Annotated in this window: 14 protein-coding genes and 1 pseudogene; 10 read left to right on the top strand and 5 right to left on the bottom strand. The window is 70.7% G+C overall.

Features of this window, described 5'->3' with window-relative positions; all coding sequences use genetic code 11:
- Positions 1-34: 34 nt before the first annotated feature.
- Positions 35-520, bottom strand: coding sequence for an Asp23/Gls24 family envelope stress response protein (locus tag HEP81_RS00805; protein WP_037664048.1), 486 nt, complete (start codon positions 518-520; stop codon positions 35-37).
- Positions 521-674: 154 nt separating this feature from the next.
- Between HEP81_RS00805 and HEP81_RS00800 the strand changes: the two genes are divergently transcribed.
- From HEP81_RS00800 to HEP81_RS00755, 10 genes are all read left to right on the top strand, one after another.
- Complete coding sequence (locus HEP81_RS00800; RefSeq protein ID WP_051850742.1) at positions 675-1,250, top strand: RNA polymerase sigma factor; 576 nt, start codon at positions 675-677, stop codon at positions 1,248-1,250.
- Entirely contained in the window at positions 1,241-1,909 is a 669-nt protein-coding gene (locus HEP81_RS00795; RefSeq protein WP_051850741.1) for a hypothetical protein, read from the top strand. The genes HEP81_RS00800 and HEP81_RS00795 overlap by 10 nt, the downstream gene beginning before the upstream one ends.
- A complete protein-coding gene (locus HEP81_RS00790; RefSeq protein ID WP_037664014.1) occupies positions 1,909-2,274 on the top strand; it encodes a hypothetical protein in 366 nt (121 codons plus the stop codon). The genes HEP81_RS00795 and HEP81_RS00790 overlap by 1 nt, the downstream gene beginning before the upstream one ends.
- Before the next feature lie 1,294 nt (positions 2,275-3,568).
- Positions 3,569-3,772 (top strand): hypothetical protein, encoded by a 204-nt coding sequence (locus HEP81_RS00785; protein ID WP_157854684.1) that lies wholly within the window; start codon positions 3,569-3,571, stop codon positions 3,770-3,772.
- A gap of 224 nt (positions 3,773-3,996) precedes the next feature.
- Positions 3,997-4,203 carry a helix-turn-helix domain-containing protein gene (locus HEP81_RS00780; RefSeq protein WP_037664009.1) on the top strand — a complete coding sequence of 69 codons (207 nt, stop codon included), beginning with the start codon at positions 3,997-3,999 and terminating at the stop codon, positions 4,201-4,203.
- A gap of 66 nt (positions 4,204-4,269) precedes the next feature.
- Positions 4,270-4,812 carry an N-terminal phage integrase SAM-like domain-containing protein gene (locus tag HEP81_RS00775; RefSeq protein ID WP_243279245.1) on the top strand — a complete coding sequence of 181 codons (543 nt, stop codon included), beginning with the start codon at positions 4,270-4,272 and terminating at the stop codon, positions 4,810-4,812.
- Between the two features lie 12 nt (positions 4,813-4,824).
- Positions 4,825-5,699, top strand: a protein-coding gene (locus HEP81_RS00770; RefSeq protein ID WP_207748323.1) for an IS5 family transposase whose coding sequence is annotated in 2 segments (ribosomal slippage) — positions 4,825-5,218 and positions 5,218-5,699 — 876 coding nt in all. Because the reading frame shifts where the segments join, the coding sequence is not laid out codon by codon here.
- A gap of 506 nt (positions 5,700-6,205) precedes the next feature.
- Complete coding sequence (locus HEP81_RS00765) at positions 6,206-7,219, top strand: FAD-binding oxidoreductase (protein WP_157854633.1); 1,014 nt, start codon at positions 6,206-6,208, stop codon at positions 7,217-7,219.
- A 5-nt stretch (positions 7,220-7,224) separates the two neighbouring features.
- Positions 7,225-7,668 carry an MMPL family transporter gene (locus tag HEP81_RS00760; protein WP_157854635.1) on the top strand — a complete coding sequence of 148 codons (444 nt, stop codon included), beginning with the start codon at positions 7,225-7,227 and terminating at the stop codon, positions 7,666-7,668.
- Between the two features lie 74 nt (positions 7,669-7,742).
- The gene (locus tag HEP81_RS00755; RefSeq protein ID WP_157854636.1) at positions 7,743-7,895 is read left to right on the top strand and encodes a hypothetical protein; all 153 of its coding nucleotides are present in this window, start codon (positions 7,743-7,745) and stop codon (positions 7,893-7,895) included.
- An 85-nt stretch (positions 7,896-7,980) separates the two neighbouring features.
- On the opposite strand, the gene HEP81_RS00750 is transcribed toward HEP81_RS00755, so the two are convergent.
- The 4 genes and pseudogenes from HEP81_RS00750 to HEP81_RS00730 form a co-directional block, all read right to left on the bottom strand.
- On the bottom strand, positions 7,981-9,255 hold the full coding sequence (locus HEP81_RS00750; protein ID WP_167739885.1) for an aminotransferase class I/II-fold pyridoxal phosphate-dependent enzyme: 1,275 nt from the start codon (positions 9,253-9,255) through the stop codon (positions 7,981-7,983).
- Between the two features lie 20 nt (positions 9,256-9,275).
- Positions 9,276-12,341: pseudogene (locus HEP81_RS00740) on the bottom strand (amino acid adenylation domain-containing protein).
- Between the two features lie 304 nt (positions 12,342-12,645).
- The gene (locus tag HEP81_RS00735; RefSeq protein ID WP_037662890.1) at positions 12,646-13,566 is read right to left on the bottom strand and encodes an SAM-dependent methyltransferase; all 921 of its coding nucleotides are present in this window, start codon (positions 13,564-13,566) and stop codon (positions 12,646-12,648) included.
- Between the two features lie 66 nt (positions 13,567-13,632).
- A complete protein-coding gene (locus HEP81_RS00730; RefSeq protein ID WP_037662891.1) occupies positions 13,633-14,301 on the bottom strand; it encodes a hypothetical protein in 669 nt (222 codons plus the stop codon).
- Between the last annotated feature and the right edge of the window lie 34 nt (positions 14,302-14,335).

The following is a 14,335-nucleotide window of genomic DNA, read 5'->3' as shown; positions in this document are numbered from 1 at the left end:
TGATCGTCCGCGCCCGCTCGGGCGCGGCGGTGGATCACCTCACACGGCCCTCGTCCGGTTCGGCTTCTTCCTCCTCGTCGGGCAGGTGGACGTCGTCGACGGCGATGTTCACCTCGACGACCTCCAGGCCCGTCATCCGCTCCACGGCGCTGATGACATTGGTGCGGACACTGCCGGCGACATCGACGATGGGGACGCCGTACTCGACGACGACGTCCAGGTCCACGGCGGCCTGACGCTCGCCGACCTCGACCTTCACTCCTCGCGTGACGGCTCCGCCTCCGCCTCCGGGAACGCGCTCGCGCATGGCGCCGAAGGCGCGGGCCATCCCCGCTCCCAGGCTGTAGATGCCTGGTACCTCGCGGGCGGCCATGCCCGCGATCTTGGCTACGACGCCGTCGGCGATGGTGGTCTTCCCCCGGGTCTCGGCCGGAGCTCCGGCCCCGGTGCGGCCCTTCAGCGCGCTCACGCCTGTGTCGGGCCGGCTGCCCCCGCCGACGCTGGTGATGTTGTCCGTCATGGCGGTCGCCTCGATCGGTCGGCCGGACACCGGAGTGGTGCCCGTCAAAGTGTTGGACACACAGTGCGGCGTACGCCTCACGCGCATGTCGTGTGACATGCATCACATCTCTGAGTGGGGGTACACGCTCGTTCCGAGCCTGCGTGGGAGCGTCATGATCGAACAAACTGCTTCCCCACGACCGGGAGCCGACCTGCCCGACCGACTGCTGGCCGTCCGGGCGGCCGAGGGAGACGACGACTCCTTCGCCCTTCTCGTCCAGCGGCACAGCCGGCCCCTCTTGGCCCTGGCCCGCTGCATGCTGGACAACCCCCAGGACGCCGAGGAGGCCGTTCAGGACGCCTTCGTCGGCGCCTGGCGGCGACTGCCGGAATACCGTCACAGCGCGGAGTTCCGCACCTGGATGTACCGGATCACCGTCAACCGCTGCCTGACCATGCGCCGTCGCCGACCGCCGCTCCTCCCCCTGGACGTCGTCGCCGAACCCGCGACGGGCGACGCGTGGAGCCAGCCCGCCCGGACCGCCGAGCAGGACGCGGCCACAGCCGCCCTGTCCCGCGCGCTCGCCGAGCTGGACGCCGGACAGCGGGTCTGCTGGATCCTGCGGGAACTGCAGGGCCTGCCCTACAAGGAGATAGCCCACGTGACGCGGACCAGCGAGCAGACGGTACGCGGCAGACTGTTCAGGGCACGCCGGTCCCTGCAGGAGGCGATGGGCCCATGGCGCTAGACGACCCGCACAAGCGGCCTTCCGCACCGCCCGGAGCCGGCCGGCCCCGCAGCGGCTCCGCCGCCGACGTGCCCCCGTTCGCAGGCGATGAGGTCCTGCCCTGCGGCCGCCTGCTCAGCCGCGCCTGGGAGGAGGCGCACGACGCGGCACCGCCCCCGGACCCGCACACGGTGTCCTGCCCTCACTGCCGCGAGGCCGTCGAGGGACTGGCCACGGTGAACGCGGCCGCCCGGGCGCTGCGCGACGAGGACCCTCCGGGCCTGCGCGCACTCGCGGACCGGGTCATGGACGCCGTCAGGGCAGAGGTCCGGTCCGGGCGGCTGCTGCCCCTGGCCGACCCCGACCGGGACCTGCGGATCGTCGAGAGCGCCGCGGCGAAGGTGCTGAGGCGGGCCGCGGACACGGTCCCCGGTTCCAGGGCCGCGACCTGCCGGCTCGTACCCGAGGGCAACGGCACCGACGTGCGGGTGACCATGACCCTGGCCGTCGCCCTCGACCGCCCGCTGCCCGACCGGGTCCACCAGGTACGCCGATCGGTCCTCCGCTCGGCCGGCCAGGACCTGGGGCTCACGGTGACAGCCGTCGACATCACCGTGGCCGACGTACTGGAACCGGGGCCGCCCCTGGGTCCCCGCCTCCCGACGGGCGCCGGCGCGTGATGACCGCCACCGGCACCACCGCGCTCCTCGGCGTAGCGGCCGAGGCAGCCCTCGCGGTTCCTGGCGTGGCCGCCCTGCAACCCCGCCTCGCCCGGCGCCTCGCGGCAGCCGCCGCGCCCACCCGGGCGGACACCACGCCGCCCGAGGCCGGCATACGCGCCGACCGTGCTCCGGACGGTTCGGGATGGCACATCGAGGTGCGCTGCGTCCTGACGGAGAGTCGGCGGGCGCTGGACATCGCCCGAAACGTCCACGACCGGGTGACAGCCGCCCTCATCACCCACCTCGCCACCCACGGTGCCGCGGAGCCGGTCACCGTCGCGGTCACGGTGACCGGTATTGCCGTCTGGCCCGACGTGGCATGAGCGGCGGCGCGGACACAGGCCCCGCGAACCGTCGCCCGACGAGGAGTACCTGGCGATGGCCGAGAGCATTCCGTACACCAGCGGGCGCTCACCCGCGCACCACCGTCGCTGAGGTGAGGAACCCGCCGCGGATTGCGGCATCTCGTACGGGCGCTCCCCACCTCCTGCCGCCCGGACCGCGCTCTGGACGAGACCGGCAGGGTGCTGCTCGCCGATCTGGTGGACACAGCACCGCGTGACGACGCGCCCCTGCTGGTGCACGTACCCGCGCCGTACCGGGCGAGGACACCGCTCACTGGCAGATGCCAGCCGATCCGGCTGCTGTCTCGGACGCCCGGGCATGGGCGCCGCCCCGCCAGTTCACCGCATGGGGGCTGGACGCCACCGACGAGGGAGGACGGCCTGTTCCTCGGTGCCCGACTCGCCGAGCGCGGGGGCTGCCGCCATGGCCGGAACCGCCCACATGCAAGAGAGTCGGAAGGCATGACCGCGTTGTGGCGGCCGGAGAATCGACCGCCGGCCGTGACGCTCGTTTGACGCTCTGGGCGCCCGCAAGCGGGGCGGCGGACCGAAAAACTGGGCCTGACCTGGTCTTTTGTGTGCCCTGCTCAAGTCAACATCTTTCCGATGACGCATCATGTGGAGTGCGTCGCCATCCTCGAACCGACCGAAAAGGGCTCCTGACCTGCGGTTTTGTGCGTGCGCATTATGTGCGATGTGGGCGTTACGGGCGATATCTTGACGCTGAAATGACGCTCTGCAAGGTATCTCGACGCTCATTTGATGCTCGTTCTGATGGGGTATCAGGTGCCTCTCGATGCTGTTCAGGCGGTCTCCTGGGTTCGTAGGTGTGGCGGGCTGTCGCGGACATCGAGCCGCTCGCCCAGCCACCACCATCACCGGCCCACAGCCCCCGAGCCCGCCTGGCTGCTGTCCAGAGGGGGTCCCTGGCGAAGTCAGCCACCCGTGCCTCCAGCAAAGTACGCAGTTGTCCGGGTGACGCGACCGACCGTGGGCCGCCCAGGGGGGCTGGGCGGATCCGGCCGACGGGGCCTCCAGCGCATCTTGCAACTGCTCGGCCAGGCCCGGCCAGCCCGGCTCCAGACCCGGGGCCGGAAGGGCGCCAGCCTAGAGAAACAGGACGTCTATCGCTGGTGCGTCGGCGCCAGGCCCTCCAGGTACCTGTTGAAGCACCGCTTCAATACGCAAAAGTCCTCGACCATCTCCCTGTTGTCCGTCACCGTGGAGGCACGCTCGCCAAGCGGTGTTGAGCCCGGACGAGGTACAGGCGGGCTTGGGGGAGCAGGTCTCCAGCCTGCGTGACTCCTGTCTGGACCGCTGGCTCGAGGCGGGCGTTCCTGCGTGGGGTGTCGCCGAGTGGGCTGGCGTGAGTGCGAGCTGGATTGCGCTGCGGTACCCGCACCGCTTCCGGCTGGAAGACATCGAGATCGACTGGGAGCACCTGGAAGAGATCCTGCGCCTTCCGGACATTCCCTAGCGGTAGTCTCCCCTCTCGCGCTCCGAGCGCGAAGACCACCCGCCGAGTACATTTCGAACGTCGGCGGTCCACGCCGCATGCGGCCGTGTCACATGGCTCGACCCCCAGCGATCTGGCTCCCACCGCCCTACAGGGCCGGTTGACCTGCGCCGTGGACTGCCGGCAGCCCGGCTGAATCAATTCACCTGCTTGGTCTTTCCTCCTCTGTTTCCGAGGACTCGCGCATGCCTGCCCGTTTGCTGTCCATTCCCGCTGTCGCCGCCGCCCTGGACGTCGACCGCCGCACCGTCTACCGCTTCATCGCCGCCGACGACCTCCCCGTCGTCGACCTGCGCACCGGGACGGAACGATCTCGCGTCCGTGTCCCTGCTGCCGGGCTTGAGGAGTTCATCGCCAGGAGATTGGTTGGTTCCCCGCGCCCCCGTCGGTGAACTCTCGCCCCCAGTCCAGCCCTCACCGCTTCCGAACAAAGGAGTAGTACCGCGTACCTGCGCAAATTGAAGTCCGGCAAGTGGCAGGCGACCGTTCGTAACCGGGCCGGAGACCGGTTCAGCGAGTCCTTCCCCCTCAAGGCCCAGGCGCGGGCCTGGGGCATCGAGCTGGAGACCCAGTTCGCCCGCGGAGGCATGCGCGACCCGCGGGCCGGCGAGATCGCGTTCCGGGAGTGGCACGACCGGTGGTGGAACGCCCGCATCGTCGAACCCCACACCCTTCGGGGCGACGCGTCCAGCATCAAGAACCACGTCATGCCGTACTGGGCTGACTGGGAGATGCGGGCCATTACCCGCATGGACGTCCAGAGCTGGATACGCTCCCTGGTCGAGAAGGGCGCAGGCCCTGCCGCGATCAAGCGGGCCTACAACCTGACGTCGTCCCTCATGCGTGCGGCGGTCGATGACGATGTGATCGCGGTGAGTCCGTGCCGCAGCATCGACCTGCCGCCTATCGCGGTCAAACCGCCGCAGTGGTTCACGCCCGACCAGGCGCAGAGCATCCTCGACGGACTAGGGTCTGTTGCGAAAGTGGATCTTGTTCGTTGATGATCACCTTTCGTGGGACGTGGGGATCTGACGAACGGCCAGTGGGCCCGGCTTGAGCCGTTGCTGCCGCAAGGCATCAAGCCGGGTCGTCCGCAGGTGTGGACGCGGCGGCAGCTGATAGACGGCATACGGTGGCGGACCCGGACCGGTGCCCCATGGCGTGACGTGCCCGAACGCTACGGGCCGTGGGACCGGGTTTATGACCTGTTCCGGCGCTGGCAGCGGGACGGCACCTGGGCGAGGATCCTCACCCAGCTCCAGGCCGAGGCCGATGCGGAGGGCCTGGTCACCTGGGACGTGAACGTCGACTCCACCGTCTGCCGGGCTCACCAGCACGCTGCCGGCGCGGTGAAAAGGGGGATCTCCAGAAGGAACCGCCCGGCGGGATCTTCGTCGAGCCGGCCGACCACGGTCTCGGACGATCCCGCGGCGGGCTGACCAGCAAAATCCACCTCGCGGTCGAGCAGGGGCAGAAGCCCTTGTCCGTCGTGATCACGGCTGGACAGCGGGGCGATTCCCCGCAGTTCGAAGCGGTCCTGGAAGCCATCCGGGTTCCGAGGCTGGGACTCGGCAGGCCGCGCAAGAGGCCGGACCGGGTGCGGGCCGACAAGGCGTACGACTCCCGCAGCAACCGCTCCTACCTGCGCAGACGCGGCATCAAAGCCACCATCCCAGTCCCTGCGGACCGCGTCCGCAACCGCCTCAAGCGCGGCTCGCGCGGCGGGCGTCCACCGGCGTTCGACAAGGACGACTACAGGCAGCGGCACGCGGTCGAGTGCGGGATCAACCGGCTCAAACGCCACCGGGCCGTCGCCACTCGGTACGACAAACTCGCCGTCCGCTACGAAGCGACAGTGCTGGTCGCAGCCATCAACGAGTGGCTTTGACCAGCACTTTCACAACACGCCCTAGGTGTCCCAGCCGTGACTCCAATGTCCACCGGGCGCTGTCGCTGTACGATCACGAGTGCTGATACCAGTTCCCGGAGGGCGCGCCGAGAGCGAGGTGACCGTTGAACTCTTCGTCGTACTTGGGCAGGCGCGTCCAGGGATTACGCTCCTGCCCTCGGCCCGGGGCCTGGCCTGCTCCTGCGTAACCCGCGTCCCCTGTGGGAGCTCCCCCTTGGTGCCGCGGGCAACTCCCCGCACTGGGGGATGCCTTCTGGCTGACCCCGCAGCCCTCACCGGCCACCGACGCCCCCGGGCGTCCCTCGTCCGAGTGGTCCCCCGCCCGCAGAGACCCGACGGGGTGGCCGCGCGGGCAGAAGCCGGTTGCGGGGCGACTAGGCTCCCTCTGCGGGGTGGTGGTGACCGCCGGGGGCTGTCCGGCCCGGGCCCGGAGTTGCCCCCCCGCTGCCGTGGCGGCCTGGCGCCGGGTGCTGGGGGAGGCGCACGTGCTCACCGGGCCGGAGGACCGCGCCGCCGCCGGGCGGTGCACCTTCCCGGCCCCGCTACCGGCAGCGGTCCTGCGCCCCGCCGACGCGGCTCAGACCCGGAACTGCCTGCGGATCGCCCACCGCCACGGCATCCGTGTCCATCCGGTCAGCACCGGCAGGAACTGGGGATACGGCTCAGGCTGCCCGCCCACCGACCACACCGTGGTGCTGCGGCTGGCTCGGCTGGACCGGATCCTCGGCCACGACGAGCAGCTCGGTTTGGTCACCGTGGAGCCGGGTGTCACCTTCGGGCAGCTGGCCGGGGCCCTTCGGCGGCGCTCGTCGCACCTGCTGCCCCCGTCCACCGGGGCTGGAGGGGGCACCTCCGTCCTGGCCAACGCCCTGCAACGCGGCATCGGGCAGGGGCCGTACCAGGACATGGCCTCCCATCTGCGGCGGCTGGAGGTCGTCCGCCCGGACGGCAGCCGCCTGTCGACCGGCCCGGGCCCGGGCCCCGCGCTGACCGGGCTCTTCCTCCAGGGCGGCCCGGGTGTCGTGGTGTCCGCCGAACTGTGGCTGAATCCCCGCCCCGGGCTGACCCGGACCGTGGTCTTCCGGCTGCCCGATCAGCGCCGCCTCCCGGAAACCGTCGACGCCGCCCGGCAGCTGCTGCAACGCACACCGGGCGGCGTCGCCATGAGCCTGTGGAACCGCGCCCGGCTGGCCGCCCAGCTGCTGCCGGCACCACGGAGCCACCCGCCCGAACCCTTCGACGGACCGTGGACCGGTCACGCCCAGCTGTGGGCCGACGACCCCAGGGCGCTGGACCTGCTGCACGAATCCGTACTGCGCGCCTTCGCCCCGTACGCAGACCACTGGGACACCGTTGACGCCGGCGCCCTGGACGCCGGGGGGCCGCCTGGCGGTGCGGGACCGCGTGACAGCGCGCCGGGCCTGGCGAGTGCCTACCGCCACAAGCCGGGCGGCCCGCTGCACGTTCCGCCCGACCGGGAACGGGACCCCCCTTTCTGACCGTGATGGTGCTGGCCGGGGCCGGCGCCGTTCTGATCGCGGTCGCCGTCTCGACCACCCTGCTGCCCGCGATGATGGGCTTCGCAGGAGAGTGGCTGTGCCCGAAGCCGGGCTCGCGTGCCGCCCGCCGCGAGCGTGCCACGCAGCAGCCGGACCACGGTGGGCGGCGGCCCTCCGGCGAACGTTGGGGCCGTGCCGCCGTACGGCGTCCGATGCCGACCCTGCTCGCCGTGCTGGTCGGCCTGCTTGCCGTCGCTGTACGCGCCAGGGACCTCCAGCTCGCCCTACCGGACAACGGCTCCGCGGCCGTCGACGGCACCCGACGCAAGGCGTACGACGTCGTCTCGGAGAAGTTCGGCCCAAGTTTCAACGGCCCGCTGCTGATCCTCGCGGACACCTCGCACACGGATGACCCCGGCAGGGTACAACCGCTCTCACCAAGGAGCTGAAGGCCACCGAGGGCGTCGCCGCGGTCGGCAGGCCGCAGTTCCTCGACGGCGGCAGGAGCGCGGTCGTCCAGGTCGTGCCGAAGAAGGGCCCGGCGGACGAGAAGACCAAGGACCTCGTGGAACACATACGCGACGAGGCACCGAACTGGCAGCGGGAGACCGGTGCCCTGATCCAGGTGGACACGAAAGCCTTCAACAACACCGCGGAATTCCATACCGTGGGATGAGGCAGTCGAGTCGTTTGCAGCGCAGATGAGAGCGGGCCGGCGTAGCTGGTGAGGTGCTGCACCAGGCGGGGTGCCGTCGTGCTCCTCAGACAGGAGGCTGACGCTCCTCACCGTTACGGAGGCGGGGCCTGGGCGACCTGCCACGGTTCGTCGTCGACGGGCCGGTTGTTCTGCGGCGGTCGAGAAAACGGGCCAGCCTGGTGGCCGCTTCGGTGAGGACATCGGGCGGGGGCAGGGTGACCATGCGCAGGTGGCCGGATGGAACCGGTCCGAGGCCGGATCCGGGGACGAGGAACAGCCCCTCCTCGTGCAGGAGGTCGGAGGCCAGGCTCTCGTCGTCGCCCAGACGGTACTGACCGGGAGTGATGCGGGGGAAGACGTAGAACGCGCCGCGGGGTTTGACGGTCCGTACGCCTGGGATGTCGGCGAGCAGGCGACACAGGTGGTCTCGTCGAAGGCACAGTGCACCTCCTGGGGCGGTCAACGCCGTTGTGTCGTCGATGCGCAGCGCGGCTGCCACGGCGCCTTGCGCGGGAACGTTCGGGCACAGCCGCAGCGACGCGAGGGTGTCGAGCGCGGCGACGTAGTCGCGCGCGGGGCCGCGGCAACCGGTCAGTGCCAGCCATCCCATGCGGTAGCCGGGGATGCGGCTGCGTTTGGACAACCCTCCGAACGTCAGGCAGGGTACGTCCGGGGCGCACTTCGCGAGCGGCGTGTGACGGGTGTCGTCGTAGAGGAAGTCGGCGTAGATCTCGTCGGCCAGGAGGACCAGGCCGTGCCTGCGGGCGATGTCGGCGATGCCGTCGAGGACCCCGCGAGGCCATACTGCGCCGGTGGGGTTGTTGGGGTTGATCACCACGATGGCCCGTGTCCGGTCGGTCACCCGGCGGGCGATGTCGCCCGGGTCCGGGTACCAGTCGGAGGCTTCGTCGCACGGATAGTGCACCGGCCGCCCGCCTGCCACGACGACGGGGGCGGTCCACATGGGATAGTCCGGTGCCGGGATGAGAACCTGGTCGTGGGGGTCCAGGAGCGCGTGCAGGGACAGCGGTGCGAGTTCCGAAACTCCGTTGCCGAGGTAGACGTCGCACGACCGTACGGTGTCGAGTCCCTTGCCGCGGTAGTGCTGGGCCACCGCATCACGGGCCTCCGGGAGCCCGGCGGCGCCGCTGTATCCGCAGGAGTCGTCGAGGCGGTCACGTACCGCCTGCACCACTTCACGGGCGGGTGGCAGACCGTGCGTGGCGGGGTCTCCGAGACTCAGCGTGAGTACGTCCTCCCCGGCGGCTCGCATGCGTTCGGCCTGTGCCGCGAGCGGCCCACGCAGACTGTAGGAGACACCCGACAACTTACGCGACATGCCGATATGGTGGCGCGACGTCATGCGATGTCCCCGGGATCAGATGCGGCGCGGTTGGACGCGGAGGGCGGCGCAAGGAACCCGCTGCGCCTGAATTCGCGCAGGTAGGTGTCGAGCAGCCCGGCATCGACGGGCGGACAGACAAGTCCGCTGCCGGCGAGTGCGGCGTCGGTGTTGTGGCGGCTGAAGGCGGGGAAGACACCATCGGTGTACATCTGCTTGACCGAGACCTCACTGTCCCGGGCCGGTTCGATGAACATGGCGACATATGGGGCCATGGGGTGGTCGGGCAGCCGGGCCGTCAGATTGGCGAGCATCTCCGTCCACGCGTTGTAGGGCACGGTCCGTACCGGATATCCCATGGCGGTCAGGCGTTCCACGATCAGCGGCAGGCGGGCGGGGCGAGGGTTGGTGAGGTGGTAGACGCGGCCGTCGGGTTCCTGGTGGGTGATGAGGTGTGTGATCGCGTCCGCGGTGTAGTCCACCGGCACGAAGTCCAGCGGCAGGGCCATGTCCGGGGCGAGGCCGGTCTCGGCGATGGTCCGGAACAGGGCGCACATCATGGTGTCGGTGTTCCACACGCCCCGGTCCACGGTGCCGGTCACCTCGTAGGGGCGGTGGACGGCCGTGGGCAGGCCGCGTTGTCCGGCCTAGACGACAAGGTTCTCCGCGACCCATTTGGTCTCGGGGTAGCCCAGGGACAAGCGGTCGACGTGGTCGAGAGGCGTGTTCTCGTCGACGTGCGCCACACCGGCGGTGCCGAACCCGGCGATCACCGCGATGGTGGAGATGTAATGGAGCGGCTTGGTGGTGTGCTCGCCCGCCAGCTCCAGGACGGTGCGGGTGCCACCGACGTTGATCGGCGCGAGCGCGTGGTAGGGGTAGGCGAAGTTGACCCGGGCGCCGCAGTGCACAATCAGGTCGATCTCACGGGCGAGCCGGTCCCACTCTTCGTCGGACAGCCCGAAGTGCGGCTCGGCCAGCTCTCCGCAGACGGGGACGACACGGTCCAGCAGCGGTTCGGGGTCGAGGCCGTAGCGCCGCATCCTGGCCGCCAGCCGCGCGAGGGCCCGAGGTGAGTCGCCGGCGCGGATCAGGCAGTGTACTCGCTCCACGCCGTCCCGCAGCAGCCGGTCGACGAGGTAGACCCCCAGGAAGCCGGTTGAGCCGGTCAGCAGCACCTGGCGCGGGACCCGGGCCGCGACCGTCGCGGGCGCGGTGTAACGCAGCTCCGGGTCGAGTCGGCTCTCGATCGCGAAGTCGGTGTCCGGGGCGATGGGTTCTTCGTGACCGTCGAGTAAATCCTGCACCGTCGCGGCCAAGTCCCGCAGGGACGGGTCCGCGACCAGGCTGCGGATCATCGCACGCCCGAACTCGGCCGGCACTCCGAGGCGTTCGCGCACCGCGGCGGTGACCTGTGTGGCACGCAGCGAAGTACCGCCGAGAGCGAAGAAGTGCGCATCGCGTCCGACCATGTCCGCATTGAGGACATCGCGCCACACGCTCGCGAGGATCTCCTCCACCTCTCCGCGGGGCGCGTCGTCGCGGGCCGAAGCGGCGGGTGTGGCGAGGGCGGACAGCGACCTGCGGTCGACCTTGCCACTGGAGGTGAGGGGGAGTGCGTCCACCAGCGCGATGCGCGTCGGCGTCATGTAGCTGGGCAGCCGGTCGCGTACGTGCTCGTGCAGGTGAGCCGTGAGGTCCTTCTGGTCACGTCCGCTGTGCACCACGACAGCGGCCATCAGCCGCTGCCCCGCCCCTTCGCCGACGACATCGACCGCCGCCTGACGCACGTGCGGATGTGCCGACAGCACGGACTCGACCTCGTCCAGCTCGACGCGGTAGCCGCGGATCTTGACCTGCCGGTCGCGCCGCCCGAGGAATTCGAGCGCTCCGTCCTCGCGCCACCGTGCCATGTCGCCGGTGCGGTAGAGCCGTCCACGTATGTCGGCGGGGCTCCACCGGTCCTCGACGAAGTGTTCCGCCGTCCTGTGCAGATCGCCGAGGTACCCCAGGGCAACCCCGTCCCCGCCGACCCAGAGTTCGCCCGTCTCACCGGGGGCGGCGACCGTGCCGTCCTCGCGCACCACGTAGGCGGTCGAGCCCGCGACCGGCGTCCCGATGGGCACGTTCTCGGCCTGCGAGGACAGCTCGTCCAACCGGCAGACGGTGGACAAGGAGGAGTTCTCGGTGGGCCCGTAGCCGTTGAGGAACACGGCGGGCCGGCTCTCCGTCAGAACGGCCCGCACGGCGCGAGGGCTGAGTACATCACCGCCCGCGACGAGAAGACGCAGCCCGGCGAAGAGGTGGGGTGCGACGTGGGCGTGCTGGTGGAAGAGGCCCGCGCTCAGCCACATCAAGCTGACGCCCCGGCCGCTCACCACGTTCTCCAGCGCCTTGGAGTCCAGCAGCTCCGAGTCCTGCGCGAGGAGGAGGCAGGCGCCGTTCAGCAGAGTGGCGAAGATCTCGAAGCAGGAGACATCGAACGTCAGATCGGTGGTGGCGAGGACGCGGTCGTCGGGCCGGATGCGCAGTTCCCCCGCCCCGCGGGCCAGCCTGGTCTGGCCGCGGTGGGGACACACCACGCCCTTGGGAGCGCCGGTCGATCCCGATGTGTAGATGACGTACGCCGCTTCATCGGCGGCACGTTCACCCCACCACCGGGGATCGGCGTCCTCGGGGCCACCGAACAAGTCGTCGGCGCAGACGGCGGTCGTGGAGTCCGGCACCTCCACGGGTTCGTCCGCACCGTGCACAGCCACCCGGACGCCGGCGTCCCGCATGATCCCGGTCAGCCGGTCGGCGGGCTGATCCGGACCGAGCGGGAGATACACCCCGCCCGCGTGCAGGACCGCGAGGATGGCGGCCACCGCCGCCGGGGACCGCCGCATTGCCACCCCTACCACATCCCCGGCGCCGATCCCGTGCGCCCGCAGCGCCGTGGCGCCGCGCCGGACTCGTGCTGCCAGCTCCTGGTAAGTCCATGCGCCGTCCGCCCATTCGACGGCCGTCGCTTCGGGCCGGGCGTCGGCCTGTTCCGCGAAGAGCAGAGGAATGGTGGCCGTCCGGGAGTAGGTCGCGGACACCTGATTCCAGTCATGAGCATGCTGGGGCAGGGAGGTGGGGGTGGTTTCGCCTGGTGTTGCCACGTCGACTCCTTGGATTCGGTTAGGTGGTCGAGGTCGTCGTTCTCCGGCGTCATCCGCTGATGGCTGACGCGGATGTGTGCGGTTCGGCCCGTCGGGCGCCTTGCGCGCCAGTACCCGGGGCGAGATGTCGGGCGCGCGTACGGGAATTGCCGCACGGCGCCGCGGTGACGGCGGACCTCACGATCCGCCGCCCAGGAGGGGCCGCTCGGCGCCGCGCCAAGGGAGGCCGGTACCGAGTGCCCTATGCGGGAATTCGTTCGGCGACGATGCTGTGGACCGACGCTTCCCGCCGGAGCAGGGCGACCGCCAAATCCGCGGCCATGCGCCGAATCGCCTCCAGGGGTGGGCTCGCCTCCTTGGGGAAGTGGACGTCGATGTTGCTCTTGAGCTCCAGCACCCAGCGGGCGGCGTCCTCCGCGCAGGGCAGCACTCGCTCGTCCCTGATCCGGAAGCCGTTGTCCCGCATGACGTCGGTGACATAGCGCAGCGACTTGCGGTGCTCCAGCGCCAGATGGTCCGCGTCCGCGGGCAGCCGCGGCTCACGGGCCAGGAACTCCTCGCTGTAGAGCGTCTCGGAGACGACGAGCAGCGACCCCGGCCGCATGCGCCGGGACAGCGCCGCGGTCGCGGCCTCGTACACCCGAGGGGGGAGGTGCGTGATGACTCCCCGGGCGAGCGCCAGGTCGTAGGGCTGTTCCGGGTCGGGCAGCTCGGCGATGTCGGCGGCGTCGCACAGATACAGGCGGACGCGGCCCGGTCGGGGCACGTCGCGCACGAGGCCGGCGCAGTGCGCGAGTTGCTCGGCGCTGATGTTCACGCCGTCCAGGCGTGGACAGCCGGGGAAGACCTGCGCGAGGTGCCTCAGCGTCGCTCCCCACCCGCATCCCACGTCCAGGATGCGTTGCGGGCGCGTGTGTCCGGTCCTCTCGCCTGTGGCGAGGGCGAGTTGCTGTTCCAGGTACCGGAGCCCTGCCTCGTCGAGGGACACGGGGCGAGGCGCGTCCGGATGGCCGAAGACGCCCCACTGGAAGTGCAGTTGCTCGCCGATGACCTTCTGCCAGTCTGCCGGGGAGTCCTCGTAGGCCCGGACCACGTGGTCTCGGAACGGATCGCTTTGGCGGCTCGGCAGTACCTCGTACGTCGATTCGTCGGTGCCGTTCAAGACGGCTTCCTTTCGGTAGGTCGTGCGGTGCCGGGGTGGTCGTTCCGGCACCGCAGGTTCACTGGTTCAGGCCGGGTCGGCCGTCGTGGCCTTCCAGACGCCCAGCAGCGCGTCCGAGACGCGGTGGGCGTGGAACAGCGCCTCTTGGGGGTTGTCGCCGCGGTCGAGGCCGTCCTGGGCGACGGCCAGGGCGAGTTCCTCCAAAGCGCCGTCGCCGGGGTCGTCGTAGTAGTCGAGGAACTCCTGCGGCACCGGGGCGCCCGTCTCCCGCAGGCGTCGTGCGACGGCGGTGGCGCCGGAGTAGTAGACCTGCATGTCGGTGTGGGCGGCCAGGGCTGCCGCGCTCTGGCTTCCGGATGTGGCGATCCAGGACATGGCGCCGTGGAAGGCGTAGGCGCCGCCGTCCGCCGTCCGGCCCGCCAAGTCGGTCTCGGACATCCCGAGGGCCCGGGCTACCTCGCGCAGCTTGGGCGTGGCCTCGTGGACGATGCGTGCCAGAGTCACCCAGAGTTCGGCGGCGGGCCGGTGGGGGAACCGGGCCAGCAGGGTGCCGTACGCGACGAGTTCGACCGGGTGGGCCTGGTACTCGACCGCGACCAGACGGCGCAGGGGTTCCAGGACGCCGGGGCCCGTGACGGGTGCCAGGACGAGCGGGCTGCCGGGCGCTTCGCCGGTGAGGCGCTGCCGGACGTCTTCCGCCAGGGCTTTGGCGTCGGTGTGGTTTCGGGTGGTCATGTGATTCCCTTCGGTGGTGGTCGGCGACGGGCGA

The organism is Streptomyces griseofuscus, from assembly GCF_014673495.1.
Classification (GTDB): Bacteria; Actinomycetota; Actinomycetes; order Streptomycetales; family Streptomycetaceae; genus Streptomyces; species Streptomyces murinus.
Note: the sequence above shows the minus strand (reverse complement) of the source record. Positions and strands in the feature narration are given on the sequence as shown.

What these genes read in the sequence shown, in the direction of transcription:
- HEP81_RS00805 (WP_037664048.1), bottom strand. Translation starts at nt 520, where the DNA reads ATGACGGACAACATCACCAGCGTCGGCGGGGGCAGCCGGCCCGACACA.
- HEP81_RS00800 (WP_051850742.1), top strand. Translation starts at nt 675, where the DNA reads ATGATCGAACAAACTGCTTCCCCACGACCGGGAGCCGACCTGCCCGAC.
- HEP81_RS00795 (WP_051850741.1), top strand. Translation starts at nt 1,241, where the DNA reads ATGGCGCTAGACGACCCGCACAAGCGGCCTTCCGCACCGCCCGGAGCC.
- HEP81_RS00790 (WP_037664014.1), top strand. Translation starts at nt 1,909, where the DNA reads ATGACCGCCACCGGCACCACCGCGCTCCTCGGCGTAGCGGCCGAGGCA.
- HEP81_RS00780 (WP_037664009.1), top strand. Translation starts at nt 3,997, where the DNA reads ATGCCTGCCCGTTTGCTGTCCATTCCCGCTGTCGCCGCCGCCCTGGAC.
- HEP81_RS00760 (WP_157854635.1), top strand. Translation starts at nt 7,225, where the DNA reads ATGGTGCTGGCCGGGGCCGGCGCCGTTCTGATCGCGGTCGCCGTCTCG.
- HEP81_RS00750 (WP_167739885.1), bottom strand. Translation starts at nt 9,255, where the DNA reads ATGTCGCGTAAGTTGTCGGGTGTCTCCTACAGTCTGCGTGGGCCGCTC.
- HEP81_RS00730 (WP_037662891.1), bottom strand. Translation starts at nt 14,301, where the DNA reads ATGACCACCCGAAACCACACCGACGCCAAAGCCCTGGCGGAAGACGTC.